The organism is Cupriavidus sp. 05T313, assembly GCF_056396665.1.
In genome coordinates this window covers 40,259-65,510 of sequence record NZ_JBFTLX010000006.1, presented here as the reverse complement: position 1 = coordinate 65,510, position 25,252 = coordinate 40,259, and the positions used below count along the sequence as shown (strand labels likewise).

Genomic DNA, 25,252 nt, shown 5'->3' with positions numbered 1-25,252 from the left:
TGTGACCTGCCCCCTCAGCGCGCTTCTCTTTTGCTGCGTCGCCGCATGCGCAACGCAAGCGCCGGTGGCGCCGGCCAAGCCGGAAACGCCGGCTCCCGCGGCGAATATGCCTGGCTCCGACCGGGATGCGAATGGCTGCATCCCCTCGGCCGGATACGCCTGGTGCACGCGCACCAGGCAATGTGTGCGTCCGGGCGAGCTGGCCCAGAAACAGGGCTTTAAGCTCACCCTGGAATCATTCGACGGCTACTGCGCCAACCCGGAGCAATAGAAGTCTGCCTGCGCGCCGGCGAAAGCTCGCCTCGGCAAACCCGTAATTTCCGGATCGCTATTTCCCCAATCCCTCCTCGAAGAACTGCAGCAGCGCCTGCACCCGTGCCGTACGCCCACGCCGCGTCGGCACCAGCAAAGTCACCGGGGCGCTGTCGAACTCCCAGTCGGCAAGCACGCGGACCAGCGAGCCGCGCGCCACCGCCTCCGCCGTATCCCATTCCGAGCGCAGCACTAGGCCCAGCCCTTGTTCCGCCCACTGGCGGGCGACGCTGCCATCGTTGGTGGTAAAGGCCGGCACGACCCGCAGCGTCTCGCGTGCCGGGGGCCGGCGCGCGGCGCCCGGACCCGGCCGGCGAAAGCGCCACAGCGTCACGTCCTCGTCGTTCTCGCGAATGCAGATGCAGGCGTGTTCCAGCAAGTCGCGCGGCTCGGCGGGCGTACCATGCGCGCGCAGGTAAGCCGGGCTTGCGCACAGCCAGCGCGCATTCGGCGCCAGCGTGCGGGCGATCCAGGATGAGTCCCGTACCGCGCCGATATGGATCACCGCGTCAGAGTCATGGCGGTCGGGCCAGGGCGTTTCCCGAAGGTCCAGTTGCAGGCGCAAGCCGGGATGGCGCTGCGCGAAACGCGCTAGCAGCGGGGCCACGTGGTGCCGCCCGTAGCCAAAGGGGGCGGCGATGCGCAGCGTACCGGTCAGGCGGCTGTCCTCCCGGCGAAAAGACTCTGGCAACGCCTCGAGCTGCGCCAGCAGCGCCGCGCCCTCCTGGGCAAACCGCTCCCCTTCCGGCGTGAGGCTCAGGCGCCTTGCGGTCCGCGTGGCGAGCGCCAGGCCCAGGGTAGCTTCGAGCTTGCGCAGGCGCATCGACAGCGCCGGTGGTGTCACGTTGAGCGCGCGCGCGGCGGCGCTCAGGGACGGCGCTTGCGCCAGCGCTTCGACCAGCCGCAGGTCCTCGATCTGGATCATTCACTTCAGCTTAACGATTGATGTTCCGGTATTTAACCACGAGCCGCATACTCCTTCCTACACTGAGGGCCTGTCACGACTGCCGATTGCCGATTGCCGCTGACAACCACCCCACTCACGTAAAAGGCCCCCATGGATACCCCGGACCGTTCTCCCTCCCCTGCCYGGCCCCGCGCCGTCCTGTTCGACCTGCTCACTGCCTTGCTGGATTCCTGGACTATCTGGAACGCCGCCGCCGAATCGGAGGCGCAAGGCAGGGCGTGGCGGGCGGAGTACCTGAAGCGGACCTATGGTTGCGGCGCCTACGTCAGCTATGAGCAACTGGTGCGGGAGGCAGCCCGACATGTCGGCCTGCCCGCCAGCGCGCCGGATGCGCTCGAGGCCGGCTGGGATGCGCTCCCGGCATGGGATGGCGCGCGCGAACTGCTGCGGGCGCTGCGGCCGCATTGCCGCCTGGCGGTGGTGACCAACTGCTCCGAACGCCTGGGACGCCGTGCCGCTGCCCTGCTGGATATCGACTGGGATGTGGTCGTCACCTCCGAGGAAGCCGGCTTCTACAAGCCGGATCCACGCCCGTATCAACTGGCGCTGAAGCAGCTCGGCGTGCCGGCCGCGGATGCCGCCTTCATCGCGGGCTCGGGCTATGACATGTTCGGGACCTCGGCCGTGGGCTTGCGCACCTACTGGCATAACCGGGTGGGCCTGGCCCTGCCCGCGGGCGCGCCGGCGCCCGACGCCGAGTTCGCGACGCTGGAGCCGGCGCTGCCATGGCTGCGGTCCTTTCACGCTGCAACTTGCTAGGGAGCGCCCGCCATGCTCGGCATTTCAACTCCTCTTGGCCGCCGCCTGCTGGCGGCAGCCACCCTGGCCCTGGCCGCGCAGGCCATGGCACAAAGTCCGGCGTTTCCCGCGCGGCCCATCACGCTGGTGGTGCCGTTCCCGGCCGGGGGACCCAGTGACGCGCTCGCGCGGGGCTTTGCCAGGCAAATGGGCGATCAGCTCGGCCAGCCCATGGTCATCGAGAATCTCGCCGGCGCGGGCGGCACCATTGGCCTTGCCAAGCTGGCGAAGGCCGCGCCCGACGGCTACACGCTGGGCTTCGGCACGATCGGCACCCATGTCGCCAATGTGGCCTTGTACAAGAAGCTGCCCTACGACCCGGTCGCGGACTTCAAGCCCATCGGGCTCGCCGGATCGGCGCCGATGCTGCTGGTCGCGCGGGCGGACCTGCCAGCCGGCAACCTGCGGGAGTTCGACGCATGGCTGCAAACCCATGCGGCCACGGCATCGTACGGCAGCGCCGGCCTGGGCTCGGTCTCGCACTATGGCTGCGTGCTGCTGCTCGCGGCACTGAAGAAGAATGCCACCCATGTTCCCTATAAGGGCGTGGCGCCGGCCGTCAGCGACCTGATGGGCGGCCAGACCGACTTCATGTGCGACCAGACGACCACCGCGCTGCCGCAACTTGCCGGCGGCAAGATCAAGGTGCTGGCGGTGCTGTCCGGCGAGCGCCTGAAACAATTGCCCGGCACGGGTACCGCCAGGGAGGCTGGCTATCCTCTCGACGTGCGCTCCTGGAACGCCATCTTTGCGCCCAAGGGCACGCCCGACAGCGTTGTCACCCGGCTCACCGCGGCCATGGCCGGTGCCGCGGCCGATCCGCAGTTGCGCCGCCAGATGCAGGCGGTGGGCGTCGACGTCCCGGCCCAGGGCGGCACAGCGCCTGCCGTGGTGTCGAACCTGATTTCGCGCGGCCTGCGCGACGATGTGCCGGCGCTCAAGGCCAGAGGCCAGCTCCTGGACTAACCACCTCTAAAGACCCCAAGACGATATGCCTATTTCCTCCGACACGCTCGCGAGCCTGGAAACGCCGGCAGCGGTGATCGACCTCGCCCGCATGCAGCACAATATCCAGCGCATGCAGGCACGCATGAATGCGCTTGGCGTGCGCTTCCGCCCGCACGCCAAAACCAGCAAATGCTCGCCCGTGGTGCAGGCGCAAATCGCGGCCGGCGCGCGCGGTATTACCGTTTCCACCCTCAAGGAAGCCGCGCATTTCTTTGCCGATGGCGTCACCGACATCCTCTACGGTGTCGGCATGGTGCCGGGCAAGCTGCCCCAGGCCCTGGCCCTGCGCCGCCAGGGCTGCGACCTGAAGATCGTCACCGATAGCGTGGCGTCCGCCGAGGCCATCGTCGCATTCGGCGCCGAACACAAGGAAACGTTCGAGGTCTGGATCGAGATCGACACCGATGGCCACCGCTCCGGCATCCGCCCCGGCGAAGCGGCGCTGCTCGCAGTCGGCCGCGTGCTGCACGAAGGCGGCGCCCGCCTGGGCGGCGTGATGACGCACGCCGGCTCCAGCTACGACCTGGACACGCCCGAAGCCCTGGCCGCGATGGCGGAACAAGAGCGGGCCGGCTGCGTCAGCGCGGCCAGCCGGCTGCGCGAAGCCGGCCTGCCTTGCCCGGTTGTCAGCGTGGGCTCGACCCCCACGKCGCTTTCCGCAACCGGCCTGGCAGGCGTCACCGAGGTGCGCGCGGGCGTCTATGTGTTCTTCGACCTGGTCATGCGCAATGTCGGTGTGTGTACGACGGAAGACGTGGCGCTGAGCGTGCTGACCACCGTGATCGGGCACCAGGCGGACAAGGGCTGGGCCATCGTGGACGCGGGATGGATGGCCATGAGCCGCGACCGCGGCACCCAGAAGCAGAAGTGCGATTTCGGCTACGGCCAGGTCTGCGGCATCGACGGCGCCGTGCTGCCGGGGTACGTGCTCAGCGGCGCCAACCAGGAACATGGCATTCTCTCGCGGGAAGGCTCTCCGGAGCCCGACATCGCAACGCGCTTCCCCATCGGCACGCTGCTGCGCATCCTGCCCAATCATGCCTGCGCGACAGGGGCGCAATTTCCTGAATATCACGCGCTCGCGCAAGACGGCGAGCTCGCCACCTGGAGCCGGTTTCATGGATGGTAATCAGAATCACGCAGTCCAGACCGCACAGACTGTGCAGACGGTCTCGCCCGCCGGACTCTCCGCGCCGGGCGGACACTACAGCCACGCAACGGTCGCCAATGGCTTTGTCTTTGTGTCCGGCCAGCTTCCGGTCACGCCTGACGGGCAAAAGCTCTCCGGCGCCCCCTTCGACGAGCAGGCGCGGCAGGTGCTGGCAAACGTGGAGGCGGCGCTGGTCGCCGCCGGGAGCGGTATCGCCGGACTGGTCCAGGTCCGCGTCTATGTGGACAGCATCGAGAACTGGCCGGTCTTCAACGCCATCTACGCGGCATGGGCGGGCAACGCGCGCCCGGCGCGGGCGATCGTGCCGACCGGTCCGCTGCATTTCGGGCTGAAGGTCGAAGTGGAGGCCACGGCGGTTGTCCTTCCGGCCGCATGACACCGCTGCGCTGAACCAAGCGGCCGCAAGCGCTAACACGCTGCCATGCGCGGCCGATCAATGACTACAATGCAAGGCAGCCATTCGACAGCAACACGCTCCGCTCACGACCCCATGTGACGCGGCCGGCAAAGGCTGGGAGAGCCGCATGAGCAACGATCCGAAGCACTTCAGGCCACTGGACCCGGGAAGGGTCAACATGATGGATGCGCTTGAAGTGCAGTACTGGTGCACGGAGCTTAACTGTACGCAGTCCGAACTCCGGGAGGCCGTGGCAAACACAGGCGATCACATTTCCGCTGTCCGGGCCCGCCTGGAGGCGTTGTACCCGGACAAGCGGCACGGATAGCGCATCCGCCTCCATACAGGTCCCGCCGTCAGCCAAGCTGCGGCTGCGTGGCGGCAAAGCTGGGCCGCTCGCGCATGACCGCCTGCGCGCGCCGCACGTTGGGGCACTTCTCCAGCAGCTCGGCCCCTTCAGGGAACATGCCGACATAGGTCAGGATCGGCGCGAGGAACAGGTCCGCCATCGACAGCGCCGTGCCAGCCAGGTAGTCGCGATCGCCGTATGCGTCCTCCAGCGCCTGGAGTTGCGCGGCGATCTCCGGCAGCGCCGCATCGATCATCGCGCGATCGGGCTGGCCGTTCTCTCCCTTTGGAAAGAGGTACTGCAGGACGTAGCGGCGGACCATCGTGTCGTAGGCATGGCAGTTGATCAGGCTGATCCACTGCTCGCAGCGCGCACGGGAGACGGGGCCGGATTTTTCAAGCAGGCTCGGTCCGTCAAAGGCTTCCTCGATATAGCCCAGGATCGCGCGCGTTTCGTAGAACGCGATCGGTCCGTCGGTCAGCACCGGAATGCGCCCGAACGGATTGTGCGCGAGCACCTCCGGCGAATGCGGCGGCACCGGCTTCAGCGTGTAAGCCACGCCTTTTTCCTCAAGCGCCATGCGCACCGTGCGGCAGTAGCTGCTGCGCGGATCGCCGATCACGGTCACGGTGCCGGCGCTGCCCGCCGGATCGAGGTAGTCGCTGAGGCGATTGAACACCGATTGCCATCCCCCCATATGCGAGTCGCGCTCGCGCGCTTCCGGGAAGCCGCTGTGGCGCATGTGCAGACGGGTGCCGCCCTCCTTCTCCGTCAGCGTGACTTCGATCAGCGTCTTGATCTCCCGCGGAATTTCGCCGGATTCCCAAGTCCAGGTATAGGCGAGGAAGTCAGCGCGGTCGATCGCCTGGTACTCGCCGCCCACGATGTGCTTCGCGCCATCGCGCCCGCCCATCACGATGCGGTACTTGCCGCCGACGCGTGCGTCGGCGCTGGCTTCCAGCACGCTCATGCCGCGCGGGCAATGCCACGCGGCCAGCGCGGCCTGGCTGGTAAATGCATCGAAGACCTTCTCGCGCGGGGCGCGGATGAAGCGTTCCATTTCCAGGTGGAAGGTAGCGGCTTGGGTCATGATTTTTTCCCTCGGGATTTGCTTTCGCTGCGGGCGCCTTCGGTGACGCCCGCCGCATGGGTGCGTTCGACGAACTCAACGAGGCGATCCAGGTTGCCTTCCCAATGGCGCCGGTAAGTACCCAGCCAGTCATGCGCGTCGCGCAACGCATCGGCCCGCAGGTGGCAGATGCGCCAGCGCGCGTTGACTTCGCGTTCGATCAGTCCGGCTTCCGCAAGCACGCGCAGGTGCTTCGAAATCGCCGGAGCGGACATCTCGAACGGACGCGCCAGCTCGCTTACCGGCGCCTCCCCTTCGGCCAGGCGCGCCAGGATCGCACGGCGGGTCGGGTCAGCCAGGGCGGCAAAGATGGGGGTGAGCGGGTCGATGGAGGATGGCATGGGCTCATTTAACCAACAGGTTAAATGAAAGTCAAGGCGGAAAATCACGGACGCCGCGCGATTTGGGCTGATGGAATAAATCCCCCGCCCGGTGCGTTTACCGTGAGGGCAAGGGAGGCGCGACAGATGCGACATGTGCATTTGCGTGCGCATGCGCTATGCTGCACGGATGTCCCCGATAAACACGACCCGCGCAGACGCTGGAGAATGGTCATGCAATATCGCTTAGTCAGATGGATGGCCGCCGCCGCCGCCGCGTTCGCGCTGTGTGCCTGCGCGACCCTGAATCCCGTGCAGACCGCGCAAAATATGATCGGCAGTCCGCAAAGTACCGTGCGCGACACGTTCGGCGCACCCACCGAGACCTATCAGCTCGCCGGGGGCACCAGCCGTTGGATCTACTCCAAGCAGCCGCTCGGATTCGAGGTCTACGCCGCGGATTTCGACGCAAGCGGAAACCTTTCCAACTTCCGCCAGATGCTGACCGAGAAGGAGATCTACGAGGCACGGCCCGGTGTCTGGACCAAGCGCGACGTGGCCGAGCGCTTTGGCATGCCGCGCGAGCCGGTCCAGTATTACCCCCTCATGAAGCGCGAGGCATGGTCGTACCGGCTCTATACAAACGGCTACATGCCGGCCCACTTCAGCGCCTATTTTGACGACCGCGGTGTACTGGACCGCACCATGATCATCCTCGACATGATCGGCGGCGACAGCCGTGACGCCAGCAAGTAAGGCCATTGGCATCCGGCGCGACGGCGCCGGAATCGCCGTTCAGCCGCCAAACACGGCAATACACTCCACCTCCACCCTGGCGCCGAGCGCCAGTCCGTTGGCGCCGAGCGCGCTGCGCGCCGGATACGGTTCCTCGAAAAACTCCTTGTAGACCTCGTTGAACACCTGCCACTCGCCGATATCGGCCAGCATGATGGTGCATTTGGCCACATGCTTTAGCGACAGGCCGTGCGCTTCGAGCGTGATGCGGATATTCATCAGCGCCCGCCTGGCTTCTTCGCGGATGCCGCCCGGCACAAGGCGGGTGGTGCCGGGCACGATGCCCATCTGCCCGGAGAGGTACAACAGCTCGCCAACCCGCACGCACTCGGAGAAAGGCAGCCCTGCGGGCAGAATCTTGCCGGAGTTCAGGAATTCCATATTGCGCCCCGCATCAGTAAGATCTTCGAACGCCACATCCCGGATCGCCCGGTGGCGGCCTCGCGGTTTTCAAGTCTAGGAGAACGGATCCGGGATCGTGCTTATTTGCAGGGTTTGCCTGATAGTTGGTGCCGCAGCCGGCCCTCGCCCCCCGCTTGAGCCGGCCAGCCGTACCGAGCACCAGGAGCCGCAGGAAAACATGAAATTCGTCGTTGCAACCTATGGAACGGAAGGCGATACCCGCCCGCTGGCGGCACTGTGCCGCGCCCTGATGGACGCCGGCCACGAAACCCGGCTGCTCGCCGATGAAGCCACCCTGGGCACCGCCCGGTCCCTTGGCGTCCCGACAACCGCGCTGGCGGGAGACATCAAGGGAACCCTGCAGCCCGAGAACGCGATCGCCAGCGTCGTTGCCGGGAACAGCGGGCTCACCAGCACCGCGAGCGCGCTGGCGGGCATTGCCAATGCCAACGCCGAGGCCTGGCTGCGGGCGATCGTGGCGGCGGGCGAGGGCTGCGATGCCATCATCGTCTCGGCGCTGGCCGCCTTTGTCGGCTTGTCGGCGGCAGAACATCTCGGCGTAAAGGCCATCGGCACCGGGCTCATCCCGATCACGCCTACGGCGGCATTCGCTTCGCCCTTCCTGCCGCCGAACCGGGTGCCGGGCCTGCTCAACCGCGCGAGCCATCACTTCGTCAACGGGCTGCTGTGGCGCGCGTTCCGCAAGCAGACCAACGCGGCGCGCGCGGCCGTATGCGGGCTGCCGCCACGGCGGGAACTCTGGACCCGGCACCCGATGCTGTACGGGATATCGCCCAGCCTGCTGCCCCGCCCCGGCGACTGGCCCGGCAACACGCATGTCTGCGGGCAATGGATCCCGCCGTCGCCGGACTGGTCCGCGCCGCAGTCGTTACGCGACTTCCTCGCGGCCGGGGAGGCACCGATCTACATCGGCTTTGGCAGCATGGCGGGTTTTGACCGGCAGAAAACGCTGGAAGCGATGATCGCCGCCGCCGCGGGCCGCCGGGCGTTGTTCTATCCGGGCTGGAGTGGTGCGGACGCCACCGTGCTGCCGGCGAATTTTCATGTCATGGGCGACACACCCCATGACTGGCTGTTTCCCAGGACCTCGCTGGTCATCCATCATGGCGGCTCCGGCACAACCCATTCCGCGGCGCGGGCCGGCGTGCCATCGGTGGTGGTGCCGTTCGCGGGCGACCAGTTCTTCTGGGCCGACCGGCTCAGGCGCGCAGGCATTGCCGCCGGCGCCGTGAACGGAAAGCACCTGCAAGCCGCTGCGCTGGCGCGTGGCATCGCGTTTGCCGAGAGCACCGAAGCGCGTTCCCGTGCCCAGGCACTAGGTGCCAGCATGCGGGAGGAAAACGGCGTGGCCGGTGCGGTTTCCGCTATTGAGCACATCATGTCCCATTGAGCCGCGACCGCAGAATCAGAGCCCTCGGAAGCCCCAACATTCGATCTTCGAGGACCGCGAATAACAGCTGCCGCCCGAATGAGCTTCGGTGTAGCCGTGTGGAGCGCCCCCAAGGGCGGGCCACACCCCAGCGCGATGCGAAGCGAGCCGTACCCCGGTGTACCTTTTTTGCCTACTTTTTTGGCAAGACAAAAAAGTAGGTCGCCGCCCCGCAGGGGTGGTGAAACCGCCTTTGACTTTAAGCCTTTGAAGTTGACCTTGAAGTCAAACATCTCAGCATGCCGGCAGGCGCCGCGGATGTGAGAGTGCTCTCCATCAACTACAACCACGCGTGGTAGTGAGCCGACACCCTTTCTGTGAACACCAATAAGTTCATGGGCGAACTAGCAGGCATGCTCGACACATTCAGGCCTGATTTCAATATCGTGACGCCGTAATCCGCGCTGAATGACCAGGCCATGGCCAGGGCCCGGTCAGTTAGCCGGGCATGGCCTGCTCTTCCAGGGTGGCCGAAGTGGCACCGGGACGGTGGTGGCGCCACGCCGCCAGCTCGCCCGCCCCCAACGGCGCGGCGAACAGATAGCCTTGCGCCCAATGCACGCCGTGCTGTCGCAGGTAGGCGGCCTGCTCCTCGTTCTCGATCCCCTCGGCGGTCAGGTCCAGATGCAGCCGCTGGCCCAGGCTGATGATGGTGTCGAGCACCACGGCATTGACGGAGTCCGTCCCAATGCCCATGACGAACGAGCGATCGATCTTGAGGAAATCGGCGTGGAGCTGTTCAAGGTAGGACAGCGAACTCTGTCCCGTGCCGAAATCATCGAGCGCCCAGAGCACGCCCCGCGAACGCAGCCGCTCGATGTTGCGTTGCACCTGCTCGTCATTCGGCAGCGCTTCGCGTTCGGTGACTTCCAGGACCAGCAGCGGGCCGCCGGGGCCGAACTTGCCCAGGAGTCGCTGCACATCATCGACGAATCCGGGGGTCGCCAGGTGGGAAGCGCTGACGTTGACGCCGATGTGGTCGCGCGGTCCCAGTCCCAGGCGCGGCAAGTCGGCGGCCACCAGGTCGAAGATATGCCGCGTCAGGTCGCCGATGAGGCCATTGTCTTCCGCCAGCGGGATAAAGATGTCCGGCCGGATATGGCCCTGGCCCGGCCGGTGCCAGCGCACGAGGGCCTCGAGCCCGCTGCACTCTCCCGTGGCCAGCCGGATGACCGGCTGGTAGACCATGTGAAATTCGCGCTGTCGCATGCCGCGGTAGATCTCGTTGACCAGGGACAGCCGGCGCCGGCAGAACAGATGCGCCAGGTATCCTGAGAGCAGCGCCGCCAGTACCAGGAACGGTGCGTAGTGACGCCACAGCTCATGGCGGTAAGCGGTGATGAGCGCAGGGGCCACCGCGACGCGCACCTCGATGGGAAAGACGGCGGACCTGGCCAGTTTCATGCTGTTCCGGTAGCGCGGGCCGGTCGGCGTCGTCAACGGCGCGCCGGTCGGCAACTGGCGTAGCGAGTCGCTGAGCAGGATCTGGACCTGGAACTGGCCGCGGTACGAGGCGGCCGCCTGGATGTCCAGCAGGTACTGCCCGTCAATGACAGCCAGCACGCCCGAACCGTCGCCAATACCGTGCGAGACGATAACCGCGGGCCGGTCCGGGACCATGGAGGTGCCAGCGCTCGGGGTGATCCGCTGCCCTGGCGGCAAGCTGGTCATCGCGTCGAATGCCAGGGCGAGGGGGATGTCGTTGAGTTTGCCCAGGACCGGAGAGCAGTAGAGTTTCTCTTGATGGACCAGGATGAGCGAGCGGAAATACGGACTCAGGGTGCTCGTCCGCGTGAGTTCGCCGATCACCTCCTGGCATGGCTTGCCGAGCAGCGCCATGGATTTGTCGACATTGGCGGTGACCACCCTGAGGATGTTGTCCATCTGCTTCTGGATCGCCACCGCCGTGACCAACGCTTCGCCGTCGGCGCGTTGCCTTCCCTGCAAGAACACCAGCGGCACCATGACGAGCGCGGGAATCAGCATGGCTGCCAGCACGATTGCCAGGTGCCAGTATTGCTCACGCCGAGGCTTGATGATCTGCACGTCCGAGGCTCCTGCGCGTGACGTGCATCCGGGAGGCCAATTCCAGGGACCCCATGCCCGGTGACGTGTTCGCGCTACGGTGTTATTGATGTGTACTCGTCCAGGGCGGTTTCCTGATGTTTTTGCGCTTGCCGCGCGCGCTTTGCCCTTGCGGATTAGCGCAAAAGGAAGAAAGCCGAGTCATGTACTGCAGGCGTTCAACCCTCGCTGACCTTGCGCGAGCGCCAGTGCCCGTCGCTCTGCTTGCAGAACCAGCCGGTCCAGTTGTCTTCATGGTCGGCGCGTTTCAGCTGAACCCTCAACTGGCGGCAGGACTGGCCTTTGTCGGTCTTGGCGTTCATCGGAGTCAGATTACCCTCGATCGGCTTGCGCTTTCCCGACGCCGGGTAGGTCCATGGCACCGCCGCTCCGTCGGTGCCGTCGTTCAGCGTATTGCCAACAGCCTTGGATAGCGCGGCCGATTCCTTTTGGTTCATGCTCCCGATCACGGTGCCATTGATGAACGTGTCGAAATATGCAAGAGCCGGYGCGGCCGGAACAAGCGTGACCGCGCAGAGCAGCGTGCTTCGAAGAAAAAGACGGGGTGACATGAAAGCAATCCTTATGTGGGACGGTGGAAGAGCGGGGAGCATTGCGCTGCAAACGTCTGTCGACTGGAGCAAATCCCGCAACTGGCTATTTGCAGAACATGGAGAACGTTTCCATAGTAACGTAATAGCCACACATAATCGAGTGCACATCCCGGACGCTGATCTGCATCCCGGCACAATCAGTGCGAGCGCAAATAGCCGGTCTGGTACCGGGCATCGGGCATCGGGCTCCCACGTGGTGCAACAATCATCAAGCGACGGACCGTAGCCATCGCTCTATCACCCCATCAGGGAGCGCCACGTCCTCGGACTCCTCATCGCCCTTACGGGAGTCTAGCCCGTAGCCAGTCCCATCGGGTCGGCGGCAATGCTATGTGGCCCGAGCCATCGCTAGCGCCAACGTCATAGAYCACATCATCTTTTGACCGGAATACCCGCCGTGCTTCGGGGCTAAGGTATGTGCACTCCGCCAGCAATTCGCCGGTACGTGCATCATAGAGACGGAATAACGTTCCATAATCGCCCGTTAGAAGGCAGGTTTCACCAATATAGCCCCCTACGGAGTCACGCTCGCATTCGTGCGCTGCCGATCTGTTGATTGCATCGCAACTATACGGCACTGCAAATATCGCAACCAAAAAAATTAAAAATATTTTAATGAAAATTTTGACCCTTTTTATTATCGCTCCATGTAATATCATAAATCAAACTCCACAAAAATAGGCTTGACAAGCCTAACCTCGATTCTATCGGAATATAGAATCAAGTCACCGCCCTGCTTGTGGTTGATCTGCCAAGTGCGATAGTCAACGTTTCGCACCGGATAGTAAACATCATGCTCTGAAATCATTCCTCGCCGCGCAACCGGTCCCAGATGCCGACTACCGGTCGATACCTCTCCAATTGCCGTGGCACTTGGAACAATGATAAAACCATATTTATTCCAATGACCAAGATACTGAAAGCCGCGCCCTACCCCGAGACGCACCGGCGACTGGTCTCGCAGAGGCGGCGCCGGGCGCTCGGTAGAAATGTGGAACTCTTCTATATCCTCAACGGTGCAACCTTGCTGCTCACGCCTTAACGCCCACAACGGCTTGATAAATCTCGGTTCAAAAAACGGTATCCGCGTATCCAAATTTTCCACAAAATCTCTCCACCCATCAAAATATCGTTTTTAACAAATATACGGTGGCAGTGATATCGGACAAATCCGAATACGGGGCGGAGGCGGAAAATTCTTTAGCGAGATAGTCAGGGAAGCGCCACGTTCCCGTCCAGGATCGACGCCCTATCCACGGGCTGCAGCTCCCGTGGGAAGTACGCTCAAATAGCCTCTAACGATAGCGCCGTCCTGCGCCGCGATCCGGACTGCAGCCAACTTAAGCGGTATCGCATTCATAAGCGGCACTGGAATGCTCTGCTGCGGGTGCAACTCGCACAGGAGGCCGTCGAGATCAAGGCTGTATTGCACATGGCACACCAAGGCCAAGCTGAACAGCGCGCCCACCTCGACGAAGAACAGCAGCATTGGGCACGATCCCGAGATGCATTCAACGCGAAAGGGCAAGCAGTATGACTTCGGCATGAAGGCACGTGCTGGCATGGATGCGGATTCGGGGCAGGTGCGTACAGGGATCGGCGCAACCAAAGTGCGCTACCTAGGTGCGCTACCGAGCGGCGAGCGAGGAATCGGCGCTACTGAACACACCGGTTGCACTGAGCCATCTCTGGCTGGCTCGCAGAGCGCTGTTTGGGTACGGCGCGTGACGCCGGTTGAGGGGCGAATGGCCCCTCAACCGGCTAGAGAACGGGATTACTCAGCTGAGGTCCAAACCGTGCCAGCGGCGATGGTATTCCTGGGTCGCGAAACGGATTTTTCAGGCAAGACTCAAACATGGCCCCCTCTTTTCCGCTCTTTTCCCAGATCACGAAGCGCCCCATACGGCCTGGAACACCTTCACGGCTCGCTGCGCATGGCGGGGTGGTGTGGCCCGCCGAGGGCCACACACAAGAATCAACGGATTCAGCAGCCGTCATTGCAGGCGGCATTGGCCCACCGGCGGGCTCCGGCTGACGCCGGACAAACAACCCTTACGCAGCCGGTGCCAGCACGCTGGCAATAGCCCCCGCCACCTGCTTCACGTTGCCCTCGTTCAGGCCAGCCACGCACATCCGCCCCGAGCGCAGCAGGTACACGCCGTGCTCCGCGCGCAGGCGGTCCACCTGGTCGGCCGTCAGGCCGGTATAGGTGAACATGCCGCGCTGGGTCAGGTAGCGCGACAGCGCCTCGCCGCTGACATGGTCGCGCAGGCTGTCGTGGATCGCCGCGCGCATCCTGGCGATGCGATCGCACTTCTGCGCCAGCTCGCGCTCCCAGGTCACGCGCAGGGCCGGCGTGGTCAGTACCTTAGCCACCACCCGTGCGCCGTGGGTCGGCGGGTTGCTGTAGTTGGCGCGTACCGCGCCCGTCAGCTGGCCCAGGACCCGGCCGGTTTCTTCCGCGCTGTCGCAGACCACGCTCAGCCCGCCGCAGCGTTCGCCGTACAGCGAAAAATTCTTCGAGAACGAATTCGCCACCAGGCACGGCACGCCTTGCGCCACCAGCTCGCGCACCGCGAACGCATCGTCGTCCAGGCCGGCGCCGAAGCCCTGGTAGGCCATGTCGACGAAGGGCAGCAACTCGTTCGCCTTCAGCAGGGCAATGAGCTTGCGCCACTGGTCCTGGTTCAGGTCCACGCCGGTGGGGTTGTGGCAGCAGGCGTGCAGCAGCACGATGCTGCGCTTCGGGATCAGCCGCAGCGCGTCCATCATCGCATCGAACCTGAGGCCGCCGGTGGCGTCGTCGTAGTACGGATACGTGTTGACGGTGAAGCCGGTGCGCTCGAAGATCACGCGATGGTTTTCCCAGCTCGGGTCGCTGATCCAGACTTGCGCCTCCGGGAAATATCGCTTCAGGAAATCGGCGCCTACCCGCAGCGCGCCCGAACCGCCCAGGGTCTGCACGGTGGCGATGCGGCCTTCCGCGCGCGCCTTGCATTGCGCGCCGAAAACCAGCGCCTGCACGGCGTCACGGTAGGCCGCGAAGCCGGCCATGGGCAGGTAGGGACGCGGGCCCATGTCGGCCATCAGCGCGCCTTCGGCTTCCGCCACCGCCTGCATCACGGGCAGCTTGCCATCGCCGTCGAAGTAGATGCCGATGCTCAGGTTGACCTTGTCGGTCCTCGGATCTAGTTGAAAGCTTTCGTTGAGCGAAAGGATCGGGTCGCCGGGATAGGCATCGATATGTTCGAACATTGGATACTCTGGCTGGAATGGGTTGTGGCCGGCGGCCGGAGGGCCGCCAGGGTCATCATTATGCCGATACGCTCTGCTGCAGGGCCGGCGCCGCGTTCTTTTGCCGCAATCGGTAGCTCACGCCCAGCACGGCCATCCATGCCGGAATCAGGTACACCGAAATGCGCAGCCCCGGCGTGAGGTACATCACGTACAGGATACCCGCCAGGAAGACCAGGCACAGGTAGTTCGTGAACGGATAGCCCAGGCTCCTGAAGCGCGTCTCCTGCCCGGCGATGCGCTTGTCGCGGCGGAACTTGAGGTGAATGATGCTGATCATCGCCCAGTTGATGATGAGCGCCGAGACCACCAGGCCCATCAGCAGTTCGAAGGCTTCGCCCGGCATGAAGTAGTTGATCACAACGCAGGCGGCCGTGGCCAGTGCCGAAACTCCCAGCGCGGCCAGCGGAATCCCGCGCTTGTTGACCTTCAGCAGCGCTTGCGGCGCATTGCCCTGCTTGGCCAGGCCGTACAGCATGCGGCTGTTGCAGTACACGCCGCTGTTGTAGACGGACAGCGCGGCGGTCAGCACCACGGCATTCAGCACCGTGGCCACGATGTCACTGTTCATCGCATGGAAGATCAGCACGAACGGGCTGCCGCCGGTCACGACCTTTTCCCACGGGTAGAGCGAGAGCAGTACGCCCAGCGCGCCAACGTAGAAGATCAGGATGCGGTAGATCACCTGGTTGGTGGCCTTGGGGATGGTCTTTTCCGGCGCATCCGCCTCTGCCGCGGTAATGCCCACCAGTTCCAGGCCGCCGAACGAGAACATGATCACCGCCATGGCCATGACCAGGCCGCTGATGCCGTTCGGGAAGAAGCCGCCGTGCTGCCACAGGTTGGCCACGCTCGCTTGCGGGCCGGCCGTGCCGGACGCCAGCAGATAGCCGCCGAACACGATCATGCCGACGATGGCCAGGACCTTGACGATGGAGAACCAGAACTCCATCTCGCCGAAGGACTTGACGCTCGACAGGTTGATGGCGTTGATCAGCAGGAAGAACGCCAGCGCGGATACCCAGGTGGGAATGTGCGGCCACCAGTACTGGACATAGATGCCCACCGCCGACAGTTCCGCCATGCTGACCAGGATATAGAGCACCCAGTAGTTCCAGCCKGACATGAASCCGGCRAAGYKGCCGCARTACTTRTTGGCGAAGTGGCTGAAGGAGCCGGCGACGGGTTCGTCGACCACCATTTCGCCGAGTTGGCGCATGATGAAGAAGGCGATGATCCCGGCCACCGCGTAGCCGAGCAGGACCGAAGGGCCTGCCATCTTGATGGTCTGGGCAATGCCCAGGAACAGCCCGGTGCCGATGGCACCGCCCAGCGCGATCAGCTGGATATGCCGGTTTTTCAAGCCGCGCTGGAGTGTCTCTTCCGTGTTCTTGGAATTGGGAACCATATTGTGTCTCTACCCACTCTTTTGGAATGTGGGCCTGCGCCTCTCGCGTGTTGCGGGCGCTTTGGCCAGGCACCGCCGGCGCGCAGTCTTGCTGCGGGCGCCGGGCGGTGTTGTTGCAGTCCGCGGCTCGGTGCCCCGGTGTCTAGCTGCCTTATGGGCTTCAGACCTTGAGCGTGCCGCGYTCGATCTGGTCGCGCTCSAGCGATTCGAAGAGCGCCTTGAAGTTGCCTTCGCCGAAGCCTTCGTCGCCCTTGCGCTGGATGAACTCGAAGAACACCGGGCCGAGCGCGGTCTTGGAGAAGATCTGCAGCAGCAGGCGCGGCTTGCCGCCTTCGGTCGTGCCGTCCACCAGGATGCCGCGCGCCTTCAGCTGGTCCACCGGCAGGCCGTGGCCCGGCAGGCGCTTTTCCAGGCCTTCGTAGTAGTAATCGTTGGGCGCGGTCATCAGGGGCACGCCGGCCATCTGCAGGCTGTCGATGACTTCGATCAGGTTGTCCGTCAGGAAGGCGATGTGCTGGATGCCCTCGCCGTTGAAGGCCATCAGGAATTCCTCGATCTGGCCGGCACCCTTGGACGATTCCTCGTTCAGCGGGATGCGGATCTTGCCGTCGGGGGCGGTCATGGCCTTCGAGGTCAGGCCGGTGTATTCGCCCTGGATGTCGAAGTAGCGGATTTCACGGAAATTGAACAGCTTTTCATAGAAATTAGCCCAGTAAGCCATGCGGCCACGGTAGACGTTGTGCGTCAGGTGGTCGATCAGGCGCAGGCCATGGCCCACCGGGTGGCGGTCCACGCCTTCGATGAATTCGAAGTCGATGTCATAGATSGACTTGCCKTCCTCGAAGCGRTCGATCAGGTACAGCGGYGCGCCGCCGATGCCCTTGATCGCSGGCAGGCGCAGYTCCATCGGGCCGGTGGCGATTTCCACCGGCTGGGCGCCGAGTTCCAGGGCGCGCGCATAAGCCTTGTGCGAGTCCTTCACGCGGAATGCCATGCCGCAGGCGCTCGGGCCGTGCTCGGCCGCGAAGTACGCCGCCGGGCTGTTCGGCTCGCGGTTGACGATGAAGTTGACATCGCCCTGGCGGTACAGCACCACGTCCTTGGAGCGGTGGCGCGCGACCAGGCTGAAGCCCATCTGTTCGAACAGCGGCTCCAGGAGGTTGGGAGTGGGCGAGGCGAATTCCACGAATTCGAAGCCCATCAACTGCATCGGGTTTTCAAACAGATCGGCCATGGTGTGCTCAACAGGAAGTTGGGGGGACGAGAGAAATATTATTGCGGCAGCTGTGCGCCAACGCGTTGGTGCGCAGCGCCAGACACGTACGGCGTGGGCTCTCAACTCCCTGTCCGTACCGTCAATCTGGCAATGAGTTTATATTCCGCTCCGGTAAATAGGATTTCGTTATCCACGCAGGCAAACCCTAGATCATGAGATAAAATTTCATCATTGCAGGAACAAGGGAAACAAAAGTGCACAATCCTGAGCTTGATCGCATAGACCGCCGCTTGCTGGCGGCGCTGCAGGAAAATGGACGCGCCTCCAACCTCGAACTGGCCGAGGCTATCCGCCTGTCGCCGGCGCAGACACTGCGCCGGCACCGCCGGCTGGAAGAGGCCGGCATCATCAAGCGCTACGAAGCCCGGCTGGACTCCGCCAGCCTGGGCTTTGGCGTCGTCGCCTTTATCCATGTCACGATGGAGCGGGGCCACATCCGGGATCTGTCGAACTTCAAGGGACTTGTCGCCGAGCTGGCGCAGATCCAGGAATGCTTCTCCGTCACCGGGGATATCGACTACGTGCTGAAGGTGGTGGCGCGCGATCTCAAATCGCTTTCCGATTTCCTGCTCGACACGTTGATGCGCATCCCTGGCGTGAGCGGGGTCAAGTCCAGCGTTTGCCTGGATGAGATCAAGTGCACCAGCGCGATGCCGCTCGATGCCTGAACCCGGGCGCCGGATGGCGGCGGCGCGCTCGCTGACACTCACTAATATAGGAGAGACCCGCCACGGGCCGCCTATGCTTGGATGAGATCCCTGGCTCACCCTCCCCGTGCCCCCTGCCCCCGACGCCGGTTGCCCCGTCATCCTGTTTGGTGCCTTCGATCGCCATAACTTCGGCGATCTGCTGTTGCCCCATGTCCTCACCTGCCTGCTGAAAGACCAGCCGCTGCGCTATGCCGGGCTGGCGCGGCGCAACCTGCTGCCGCACGGCGGCCACCGGGTCGATTCCCTGCTGCATCTGGCGGCGCGGCCGGACCTGCAAGCGCCCGGCATCATCCACGTGGGTGGCGAGATTCTTTGCTGCGAAGCGTGGGAGGCGGCTGTGATGCTGCAGCCACCGGGCAAGGCAGACGTGCTGATCGCGCGGCTCGACGACCGGCAGCGGGAGCGCCAGGCATGGGCGCGCAGCGTGCTGGGCGTGGAGGACCGGGCGCCTTACGTGCTGCCGCAGGGCCTGTTTCCCCAGGCGCGGGCCGTGATCTACAACGCCGTGGGCGGCGTCGGCCTGGACCAGCGCGACCCTGCCATGCGGGCGGAAGTGCTGGGCAAGCTGAGGGCCGCGGCCCATGTCAGCGTGAGGGATGGCCGGACCAGGCAGATCCTGCGGGCCAACGGCATCGCGGCCAGCCTTGTCCCGGATCCCGCGGTGATGGTCGCGGCGCTGTTCGGCGAGCGCATCCGCCAGCGGGTCCGCCACGGTGAGCCGGCGCGCATGACCGACGCCTTCCCGCAGGGTTATCTTGCCGTGCAGTTCAGCGCGGACTTCGGCGACGACCAAACCCTCGGCGAGATCGCCAGCCAGCTCGACCGCGCCGCGCGGTCAACCGGATACGGCGTGGTGCTGTTCCGCGCCGGTGCCGCGCCCTGGCATGACGACCTGTCCTGCTACCGGCGGCTGGCGCAACGCATGGGCACGCCCGCGCCGGGCATCGTCCGGTCCCTCGATATCTGGGACATCTGCGCCGTGATCGCGCACAGCCGCGGCTTTGCCGGCAGCAGCCTCCACGGCCGCATCGTGGCCATGGCATTTGCCGTGCCGAGCGTGAACATCACACGGCCGGGGCTGGATCCGGGGACCAGCAAACAGGCCGCGTTCGCCGCCACCTGGGCGCCGCCGGAGGCCCCGTGCACTGTGGCGGTGCAAGCGCTTGCCGATGGCATTGGCCAGGCGCAGGCGCTTGAGCGCACACGGCGGGAACAGACGGCGCGCGAGCTGGTTGCGGCATGCCGCCAAGGCTTCGTGGCTGCCTGAAAAGCACAGGCCTGCGCCAACGCCATATGAAACACACCGCGATGCTGTATAACCGGCGGGGCCGGTTCGCAGGCGCAATAGGGCAAAATACGCACCTGAGAGGCCCGGCAGGGCCAAAAAACACAAGACGCTGACGCCCGGCTCGTGCCCAGGTGTCCGGAATCGCATGAGCCTCCGGGGCTTGTCCAGCGTCGCGAGGGGACAGCTCGTCCTTTAACAGAGCACACCAGGAGCATTTAATGACCGACTCGAACCTATCTTTCTTCGGCAGGGTCTCTCTTGCCGTCGGCACCTTCTTCACCATCCTGGGCGACCGCGATTTCGCCGCCGGCGTGCGCCGCCTGCGCAGCGGCGAAGGCGCTGCAGCCGCAGCCCCGGTGCCGCAAGCTGCCGCACCGGCGCCGCGGCCTGCCGCCCCCGCGCTGAAGGAAGCGAGCCCGGCCGCGGCACTCCAGTTGCTGGGACTGCTCCAGCGCGACGCGCGTTTCGTGGACTTTGTCGAGGAAGACATCGCGGCCTATTCCGACACGGAAATCGGTGCCGCCGCCCGCCTCGTGCACGATGGCTGCCGCGCGGTGCTGCGTGAACACTTCACCATCAAGCCGGTGCGCGAGGAAGCCGAGGGCAGCCGCGTGACGCTGGCCGACGGCTTCGACGCCACCGCCGTCCGGCTGACCGGCAACGTGGTAGGCAGCGCGCCGTTCAGCGGCAGCATCAGCCACCGCGGCTGGAAAGTCGCGGAAGTCCGCCTGCCCCGGCTGGCCGAACGCCATGACGCCACCGTGATCGCCCCGGCCGAGGTGGAACTATGAGCGCAGCACGCTATTCCATCGGCATCGACCTGGGCACCACGCATAGCGCCCTCTCCTACGTCGACCTTACCGCCAGCGACGGCGAGAAGACCAGCCAGGGTGTCCTGCCGGTCACGCAACTCACCGCGCCGGGTGCCATCGAAGACCTCGATCTGCTGCCCTCCTTCCTCTACCTGCCGCACCCGAGCGAACTCGCCCCGGGCGACCTGGGCTTGCCGTGGAACGCCACGCGCGACTTCGCGGTCGGCGAACTGGCGCGCACCCGCGGCGCAGCCACGCCGATCCGGCTGGTGTCGAGTGCGAAAAGCTGGCTGTGCCACCCCGGCGTGGATCGCCGGGCGGCGATCCTGCCGAACGACGCGCCGCCTGAAGTGACGCGCGTCTCGCCGCTCGAGACCTCCGTGCGCTATCTCACGCACCTGCGTGAGGCGTGGGATCACGCGCATCCCGAAGCCCCGTTCGGCGAGCAGGAAATCACCGTCACGATTCCCGCCTCGTTCGACCCCGCCGCGCGGGAGCTGACCGCCGAAGCGGCCGAAGCGGCCGGGTATGCACGCATGACCCTGCTGGAAGAGCCCCAGGCCGCGCTCTATAGCTGGATCCAGAAGAGCGACGGCCACTGGCGCAAGCAGGTAAGGGTCGGCGACATCATCCTCGTCGTGGACGTCGGCGGCGGCACCACCGACCTTTCGCTGATCGCCGTGGTCGAGCGCGATGGCAACCTGGAGCTGCACCGCGTTGCCGTGGGCGAGCACATCCTGCTCGGTGGCGACAATATGGATCTCGCGCTGGCCCATGTGGTGGCGCGCAAGCTGGCTGGCCAGGGCACGCAGGCCGATCCGTGGCAACTGCGCGCGCTCACCTATGCCTGCCGCTCGGCCAAGGAAACGCTGCTCACCGATCCGGCCACGGATGCCGTGCCGCTGGTCGTGCCGAGCCGGGGGTCCAAGCTGATCGGCGGCTCGATCCGCACGGAGCTGACCCGCGCCGAGCTCACCCAGACCATCCTGGAAGGCTTCTTCCCGCAAGTGGAGGGCTCGGCCCGCCCGGTAAGCCGGGCGCGCGGCGGGCTCACGCAACTCGGCCTGCCGTATGCGCAGGATGCGGCCATCACGCGGCATCTGGCCGCGTTCCTGGGCCGCCAGGTGGCGGCGCTCGCGGAACTCGAAGGCTTCCAGAGCGCGCAGCCGGAAGGCGCGACGTTCCTGCACCCCACCGCCGTCCTCTTCAATGGCGGCGTGTTCAAGTCGGGCTTGCTGGTGGAGCGCATCCTGCAGACGCTCAATGGCTGGCTTGCGGCGGAAGGCGCGGCGCCTGCGCGCCTGCTGGAAGGCGCCGACCTGGACCTGGCCGTGGCGCGCGGCGCTGCGTATTACGGCTACGTGCGGCGCGGCAAGGGCGTGCGCATCCGTGGCGGCACCGCGCGTGCCTACTATATCGCCGTGGAATCGTCGATGCCCGCCGTGCCTGGCTTCGAGCCGCCCATACAGGCGCTGTGCGTGGCGCCGTTCGGCATGGAAGAAGGGACCGAGGCCGCGTTGCCGCCGCAGGAATTCGGCCTGGTGGTGGGCGAGCCCGTCCACTTCCGCTTCTTCGGCTCGTCGGTGCGCCGCCAGGATCAGGTCGGCACCCTGCTCGACTCCTGGTCGCCCGAGGAACTGCAGGAACTCGATGAAATCCAGGCCACGCTGCCGCCCGAAGGGCGCACGCCCGGCGAAGTGGTCCCGGTGAAACTGCACGCGCGGGTCACCGAGGCCGGGACGCTGGAACTGGAAGCCGTGCCCCGCGGCGCCGGCGAGCGCTGGAAGGTCGAGTTCGACGTGCGCGGCAACCCCAATGCCTGACTGAGATGAAGCCGTACATCGTCGGCATTGACCTTGGCACCAGCAACACGGTCGTCGCCTATGCGGAGGCGGGGTCCGAGCAGATCCGCGTCTTCGATATCGATCAGCTGGTCAGCCTGGGAGAGGTCGCCGCGCGGCCTCTCCTGCCATCCGTGCGCTACCACGCGGCGCCCGGCGAACTCAACGGGGCCGACCTGCAGTTGCCGTGGCAACATGCCGCGAGCGCCGGAGCGCGCCGGACCGTGATCGGCCGCCTCGCGGCTACGCTGGGCGCGCAGGTGCCCGGCAGGCTCGTGGCCAGCGCGAAAAGCTGGCTGTCGCATGCCTCGGTCGACCGGACCGCGCCGATCCTGCCGTGGGGGGCGGACGAAGAGGTCGGCAAGATCTCGCCGGTGGCGGCCAGCGCCAGCTATCTGGCCTACGTGCGCGCGGCATGGAATCACCGTTTCCCGCAGGCTCCGCTCGAAGAACAGGACGTGGTGCTTACCGTGCCCGCCTCCTTCGACGAAGGCGCGCGCGCGCTGACGCTGGAAGCGGCGCGCATGGGCGGGCTGCCCGCCCTGCGCCTGCTCGAAGAGCCGCAGGCTGCGTTCTACGACTGGCTGTTCCATCATCGCCAGACACTGGAAGCGGACCTTGCGCAAACGCGCCTGGTGCTGATCTGCGACGTCGGCGGCGGCACCACCGACCTGACCCTCATCAAGGTGGAGATGCAGGACGGGCAGCCGCAACTGACCCGCATCGGCGTGGGCAATCACCTGATGCTCGGCGGCGACAATATGGACCTCGCCCTGGCGCATCTTGTCGAAGCGCGTCTCGCCACGGCGGAGACACGGCTGTCGGCGGCCAGCCTGTCGCAGCTCGTCGCGCGCTGCCGCGCCGCCAAGGAGCAGCTCCTCGGCGCGCAGCCGCCGGACTCGGTCACGGTGACGCTGCTGGGCGCGGGCTCCCGGCTGATCGGCGCGGCGCGCTCGGTGGAAGTGACGCGGCAGGAAATCCAACAGCTCATCGTCGATGGATTCTTCCCCGCAGTGTCGTCCAGTGAACGGCCCGGCCGCGCACGGGGCGCCATTGTCGAGTTTGGCCTGCCCTATGCGGCCGACCCGGCGGTCACGCGGCACGTTGCGGCCTTCCTGAGCCAGCACGCCGCGCAGTCGCAAACGGCACTGGGCGCGGCGCAGACGCTTGATGGTGCGCTGGCGATGCCCGATACCCTGCTGCTCAACGGCGGGGTGTTCCGCGCCGATGCGCTGGCGGGGCGCGTTGCCGGCACCCTGGGCACCTGGCGCGGTGCGCCCGTGCAGGTACTGCACAACGACAACCCCGACGTAGCCGTTGCCCGTGGCGCGGTAGCGTACGCGCGCGCCCGTACCGGCCAGGCGCCGCGCATCGGCGGGGGATCGCCGCGCAGCTACTTCCTCGTTCTCGACGATGGCGCGCAGGGGCAGCAAGGCATCTGCCTGTTGCCGCGAGGCACGGAAGAAGGCCACGAGATCCATCTGGAGGATCGCGCCTTCGCCCTGCGGCTCGGGCATCCGGTGCGCTTCCACCTGGTTTCCTCCGTCGCCGACACGGCCTATCGGCCGGGCGAGCTGACCGATCTGTCGAAGGGCGACTTCGTTCGCCTGCCGCCGATTGCCACCGTGGTGCAGCCGCGCGGCGCGAGCGGGCCCCGGGAAACGCCGGTGCAGCTCACCACGTCGCTGACCGAGGTCGGCACGCTGGAGGTGCACTGCATCGACATGGCGGATGCCTCGCAGCGATGGCTGCTCGAATTCCAGCTGCGCGCCAACGGCACGGCAGCGCCCACGCCCGCTGAAACGCCGGATATGCCAAACGCAGCCTTGCCGCAAGCGGTCGAAGCCATCGACCGTACCTTCGGCGCGCGCTCGCAAGACGTCGGCCCCAAGGAGGTCAAGCGGATGCGGGCGCAACTGGAACAACTCCTGGGCACGCGCGAGCGCTGGGACAGCGCCCTGCTTCGCGAACTGTTCGGCACGTTCTGGGAGCGCGTGCGGCGGCGGCGGCGCACGGCCGACCATGAACGCCTGTGGCTGAACCTGGCCGGCTACTGCGTGCGGCCGGGGTTCGGCTACCCGCTAGACGACTGGCGCGTCGAACAGCTCTGGTCGCTGTACGAGCAAGGGATCCAGTACGTCAACGAAAGCCAGATCTGGTCGGAGTGGTGGACACTCTGGCGGCGGGCGGCGGGCGGCCTGGACGAGAGCGCGCAACTGCGCTTGCTGGATGACATGGCCTTCTATCTGCAGCCGCCCGGCAGCACGCGATATAAACGGCCTGCCGGCCCCGCGAGGGCCGGCTACGCCGACATGGTGCGCCTTGCCGGGTCCCTTGAGCGCATCCCGGCCGAGCGCAAGATCGAACTCGCCGAATGGCTGCTGGCCCGGCTGCGCAAGCCCTCGGAAAACAGCCAGGGCTGGTGGGCCGTGGGCCGCATCGGGGCACGCCGGCCGTTCTATGGCAGCGCGCACAGCGTCGTGCCAGCCGAGGTCGCCGCGCAATGGCTGGAAGCGATTCTTGCGCTCGACTGGAAGAAGGTCGAGCCGGCCGCGTTCGCCGCCGTCCAGATCGCCCGCATGACGGGCGACCGCTCCAGGGACCTGTCCCCCGAGATCCGCGCGAGCGTGGTCCGGCGGCTGGAAGCCGCCCACGCACCGCAAAGCTGGATCGCCATGGTGCGCGAAACGGTGGAACTCGATGAGGCCGACGAGGGGCGCGTGTTTGGCGAGTCCCTGCCCGCCGGGTTGAAACTGATCGTGGGTTGATCCCCACCGGGAACGCCATGCCAGATCCGGGTGCCGCGTCTTGTCGACCACATCGCCGCCTGCCTGGCGAACGGGGGCG

General features: G+C 65.7%; 23 protein-coding genes and 1 pseudogene. 13 read left to right on the top strand and 11 right to left on the bottom strand.

Features of this window, described 5'->3' with window-relative positions:
• Positions 1 to 328: 328 nt before the first annotated feature.
• The gene (locus tag AC1DKD_RS02615; protein WP_441628396.1) at positions 329 to 1,237 is read right to left on the bottom strand and encodes a LysR family transcriptional regulator; all 909 of its coding nucleotides are present in this window, start codon (positions 1,235 to 1,237) and stop codon (positions 329 to 331) included.
• Between the two features lie 132 nt (positions 1,238 to 1,369).
• On the opposite strand from AC1DKD_RS02615, the gene AC1DKD_RS02610 reads away from it, so the two are divergent.
• From AC1DKD_RS02610 to AC1DKD_RS02590, 5 genes are all read left to right on the top strand, one after another.
• The gene (locus tag AC1DKD_RS02610; RefSeq protein ID WP_477142895.1) at positions 1,370 to 2,038 is read left to right on the top strand and encodes an HAD family hydrolase; all 669 of its coding nucleotides are present in this window, start codon (positions 1,370 to 1,372) and stop codon (positions 2,036 to 2,038) included.
• A 12-nt stretch (positions 2,039 to 2,050) separates the two neighbouring features.
• Positions 2,051 to 3,043, top strand: a complete 993-nt coding sequence (locus AC1DKD_RS02605) for a tripartite tricarboxylate transporter substrate-binding protein (protein ID WP_441628392.1) — start codon at positions 2,051 to 2,053, stop codon at positions 3,041 to 3,043.
• Positions 3,044 to 3,068: 25 nt separating this feature from the next.
• Positions 3,069 to 4,214 carry a DSD1 family PLP-dependent enzyme gene (locus AC1DKD_RS02600; RefSeq protein ID WP_477142894.1) on the top strand — a complete coding sequence of 382 codons (1,146 nt, stop codon included), beginning with the start codon at positions 3,069 to 3,071 and terminating at the stop codon, positions 4,212 to 4,214.
• Positions 4,204 to 4,632 (top strand): RidA family protein, encoded by a 429-nt coding sequence (locus AC1DKD_RS02595; RefSeq protein WP_441628389.1) that lies wholly within the window; start codon positions 4,204 to 4,206, stop codon positions 4,630 to 4,632. The genes AC1DKD_RS02600 and AC1DKD_RS02595 overlap by 11 nt, the downstream gene beginning before the upstream one ends.
• A gap of 148 nt (positions 4,633 to 4,780) precedes the next feature.
• Entirely contained in the window at positions 4,781 to 4,981 is a 201-nt protein-coding gene (locus AC1DKD_RS02590; RefSeq protein WP_441628387.1) for a DUF3606 domain-containing protein, read from the top strand.
• Between the two features lie 28 nt (positions 4,982 to 5,009).
• On the opposite strand, the gene AC1DKD_RS02585 is transcribed toward AC1DKD_RS02590, so the two are convergent.
• Positions 5,010 to 6,092 (bottom strand): SRPBCC domain-containing protein, encoded by a 1,083-nt coding sequence (locus tag AC1DKD_RS02585; RefSeq protein ID WP_441628386.1) that lies wholly within the window; start codon positions 6,090 to 6,092, stop codon positions 5,010 to 5,012.
• Complete coding sequence (locus tag AC1DKD_RS02580) at positions 6,089 to 6,472, bottom strand: ArsR/SmtB family transcription factor (protein WP_441628428.1); 384 nt, start codon at positions 6,470 to 6,472, stop codon at positions 6,089 to 6,091. The genes AC1DKD_RS02585 and AC1DKD_RS02580 overlap by 4 nt, the downstream gene beginning before the upstream one ends.
• 213 nt (positions 6,473 to 6,685) lie before the next feature.
• Between AC1DKD_RS02580 and AC1DKD_RS02575 the strand changes: the two genes are divergently transcribed.
• A complete protein-coding gene (locus AC1DKD_RS02575) occupies positions 6,686 to 7,207 on the top strand; it encodes a hypothetical protein (protein ID WP_441628385.1) in 522 nt (173 codons plus the stop codon).
• Between the two features lie 39 nt (positions 7,208 to 7,246).
• On the opposite strand, the gene AC1DKD_RS02570 is transcribed toward AC1DKD_RS02575, so the two are convergent.
• Positions 7,247 to 7,627 carry a RidA family protein gene (locus AC1DKD_RS02570; protein WP_441628384.1) on the bottom strand — a complete coding sequence of 127 codons (381 nt, stop codon included), beginning with the start codon at positions 7,625 to 7,627 and terminating at the stop codon, positions 7,247 to 7,249.
• Positions 7,628 to 7,826: 199 nt separating this feature from the next.
• On the opposite strand from AC1DKD_RS02570, the gene AC1DKD_RS02565 reads away from it, so the two are divergent.
• The gene (locus tag AC1DKD_RS02565) at positions 7,827 to 9,059 is read left to right on the top strand and encodes a glycosyltransferase (protein ID WP_441628382.1); all 1,233 of its coding nucleotides are present in this window, start codon (positions 7,827 to 7,829) and stop codon (positions 9,057 to 9,059) included.
• 477 nt (positions 9,060 to 9,536) lie between these two features.
• Here AC1DKD_RS02565 and AC1DKD_RS02560 read toward each other — a convergent pair whose 3' ends face one another.
• The 4 genes from AC1DKD_RS02560 to AC1DKD_RS02545 all read right to left on the bottom strand — a co-directional run bounded on the left by AC1DKD_RS02560 (position 9,537) and on the right by AC1DKD_RS02545 (position 13,265).
• Positions 9,537 to 11,144 carry an EAL domain-containing protein gene (locus tag AC1DKD_RS02560; protein WP_441628380.1) on the bottom strand — a complete coding sequence of 536 codons (1,608 nt, stop codon included), beginning with the start codon at positions 11,142 to 11,144 and terminating at the stop codon, positions 9,537 to 9,539.
• A 197-nt stretch (positions 11,145 to 11,341) separates the two neighbouring features.
• Complete coding sequence (locus AC1DKD_RS02555) at positions 11,342 to 11,734, bottom strand: RT0821/Lpp0805 family surface protein (protein WP_441628378.1); 393 nt, start codon at positions 11,732 to 11,734, stop codon at positions 11,342 to 11,344.
• Positions 11,735 to 12,431: 697 nt separating this feature from the next.
• Positions 12,432 to 12,881: a DUF6402 family protein gene (locus tag AC1DKD_RS02550; RefSeq protein WP_441628376.1), complete on the bottom strand. Its 450-nt coding sequence runs from the start codon at positions 12,879 to 12,881 to the stop codon at positions 12,432 to 12,434.
• Positions 12,882 to 13,025: 144 nt separating this feature from the next.
• Positions 13,026 to 13,265: a hypothetical protein gene (locus tag AC1DKD_RS02545; RefSeq protein WP_441628430.1), complete on the bottom strand. Its 240-nt coding sequence runs from the start codon at positions 13,263 to 13,265 to the stop codon at positions 13,026 to 13,028.
• Here AC1DKD_RS02545 and AC1DKD_RS02540 point away from each other — a divergent pair.
• Positions 13,222 to 13,377, top strand: a pseudogene (locus AC1DKD_RS02540) (IS5/IS1182 family transposase); the annotation flags it as partial. The gene AC1DKD_RS02545 and the pseudogene AC1DKD_RS02540 overlap by 44 nt on opposite strands.
• 451 nt (positions 13,378 to 13,828) lie before the next feature.
• Here AC1DKD_RS02540 and AC1DKD_RS02535 read toward each other — a convergent pair.
• From AC1DKD_RS02535 to hppD, 3 genes are all read right to left on the bottom strand, one after another.
• Entirely contained in the window at positions 13,829 to 15,031 is a 1,203-nt protein-coding gene (locus tag AC1DKD_RS02535) for an amino acid aminotransferase (protein WP_441628374.1), read from the bottom strand.
• Positions 15,032 to 15,089: 58 nt separating this feature from the next.
• Positions 15,090 to 16,478 (bottom strand): amino acid permease, encoded by a 1,389-nt coding sequence (locus tag AC1DKD_RS02530; protein WP_477142893.1) that lies wholly within the window; start codon positions 16,476 to 16,478, stop codon positions 15,090 to 15,092.
• Positions 16,479 to 16,638: 160 nt separating this feature from the next.
• A complete protein-coding gene (gene hppD, locus AC1DKD_RS02525) occupies positions 16,639 to 17,712 on the bottom strand; it encodes a 4-hydroxyphenylpyruvate dioxygenase (protein ID WP_477142892.1) in 1,074 nt (357 codons plus the stop codon).
• A gap of 236 nt (positions 17,713 to 17,948) precedes the next feature.
• Between hppD and AC1DKD_RS02520 the strand changes: the two genes are divergently transcribed.
• From AC1DKD_RS02520 to AC1DKD_RS02500, 5 genes are all read left to right on the top strand, one after another.
• Positions 17,949 to 18,422 (top strand): Lrp/AsnC family transcriptional regulator, encoded by a 474-nt coding sequence (locus tag AC1DKD_RS02520; protein ID WP_045240890.1) that lies wholly within the window; start codon positions 17,949 to 17,951, stop codon positions 18,420 to 18,422.
• Between the two features lie 106 nt (positions 18,423 to 18,528).
• A complete protein-coding gene (locus tag AC1DKD_RS02515) occupies positions 18,529 to 19,731 on the top strand; it encodes a polysaccharide pyruvyl transferase family protein (protein WP_441628368.1) in 1,203 nt (400 codons plus the stop codon).
• 239 nt (positions 19,732 to 19,970) lie between these two features.
• Positions 19,971 to 20,543: a DUF2760 domain-containing protein gene (locus AC1DKD_RS02510; RefSeq protein ID WP_441628366.1), complete on the top strand. Its 573-nt coding sequence runs from the start codon at positions 19,971 to 19,973 to the stop codon at positions 20,541 to 20,543.
• Positions 20,540 to 22,387: an Hsp70 family protein gene (locus AC1DKD_RS02505; RefSeq protein ID WP_276288285.1), complete on the top strand. Its 1,848-nt coding sequence runs from the start codon at positions 20,540 to 20,542 to the stop codon at positions 22,385 to 22,387. The genes AC1DKD_RS02510 and AC1DKD_RS02505 overlap by 4 nt, the downstream gene beginning before the upstream one ends.
• A 5-nt stretch (positions 22,388 to 22,392) precedes the next feature.
• A complete protein-coding gene (locus AC1DKD_RS02500; protein ID WP_441628364.1) occupies positions 22,393 to 25,173 on the top strand; it encodes an Hsp70 family protein in 2,781 nt (926 codons plus the stop codon).
• Positions 25,174 to 25,252 lie beyond the last annotated feature (79 nt).

Excerpts from the sequence above, each read along its gene's own strand:
- AC1DKD_RS02585 (WP_441628386.1), bottom strand. The coding sequence starts at position 6,092 with ATGACCCAAGCCGCTACCTTCCACCTGGAAATGGAACGCTTCATCCGC.
- AC1DKD_RS02500 (WP_441628364.1), top strand. The coding sequence starts at position 22,393 with ATGAAGCCGTACATCGTCGGCATTGACCTTGGCACCAGCAACACGGTC.
- AC1DKD_RS02545 (WP_441628430.1), bottom strand. The coding sequence starts at position 13,265 with ATGCTGCTGTTCTTCGTCGAGGTGGGCGCGCTGTTCAGCTTGGCCTTG.
- AC1DKD_RS02535 (WP_441628374.1), bottom strand. The coding sequence starts at position 15,031 with ATGTTCGAACATATCGATGCCTATCCCGGCGACCCGATCCTTTCGCTC.
- AC1DKD_RS02615 (WP_441628396.1), bottom strand. The coding sequence starts at position 1,237 with ATGATCCAGATCGAGGACCTGCGGCTGGTCGAAGCGCTGGCGCAAGCG.
- AC1DKD_RS02595 (WP_441628389.1), top strand. The coding sequence starts at position 4,204 with ATGGATGGTAATCAGAATCACGCAGTCCAGACCGCACAGACTGTGCAG.
- AC1DKD_RS02580 (WP_441628428.1), bottom strand. The coding sequence starts at position 6,472 with ATGCCATCCTCCATCGACCCGCTCACCCCCATCTTTGCCGCCCTGGCT.
- AC1DKD_RS02510 (WP_441628366.1), top strand. The coding sequence starts at position 19,971 with ATGACCGACTCGAACCTATCTTTCTTCGGCAGGGTCTCTCTTGCCGTC.
- AC1DKD_RS02590 (WP_441628387.1), top strand. The coding sequence starts at position 4,781 with ATGAGCAACGATCCGAAGCACTTCAGGCCACTGGACCCGGGAAGGGTC.
- AC1DKD_RS02565 (WP_441628382.1), top strand. The coding sequence starts at position 7,827 with ATGAAATTCGTCGTTGCAACCTATGGAACGGAAGGCGATACCCGCCCG.
- AC1DKD_RS02505 (WP_276288285.1), top strand. The coding sequence starts at position 20,540 with ATGAGCGCAGCACGCTATTCCATCGGCATCGACCTGGGCACCACGCAT.
- AC1DKD_RS02570 (WP_441628384.1), bottom strand. The coding sequence starts at position 7,627 with ATGGAATTCCTGAACTCCGGCAAGATTCTGCCCGCAGGGCTGCCTTTC.
- AC1DKD_RS02605 (WP_441628392.1), top strand. The coding sequence starts at position 2,051 with ATGCTCGGCATTTCAACTCCTCTTGGCCGCCGCCTGCTGGCGGCAGCC.
- AC1DKD_RS02575 (WP_441628385.1), top strand. The coding sequence starts at position 6,686 with ATGCAATATCGCTTAGTCAGATGGATGGCCGCCGCCGCCGCCGCGTTC.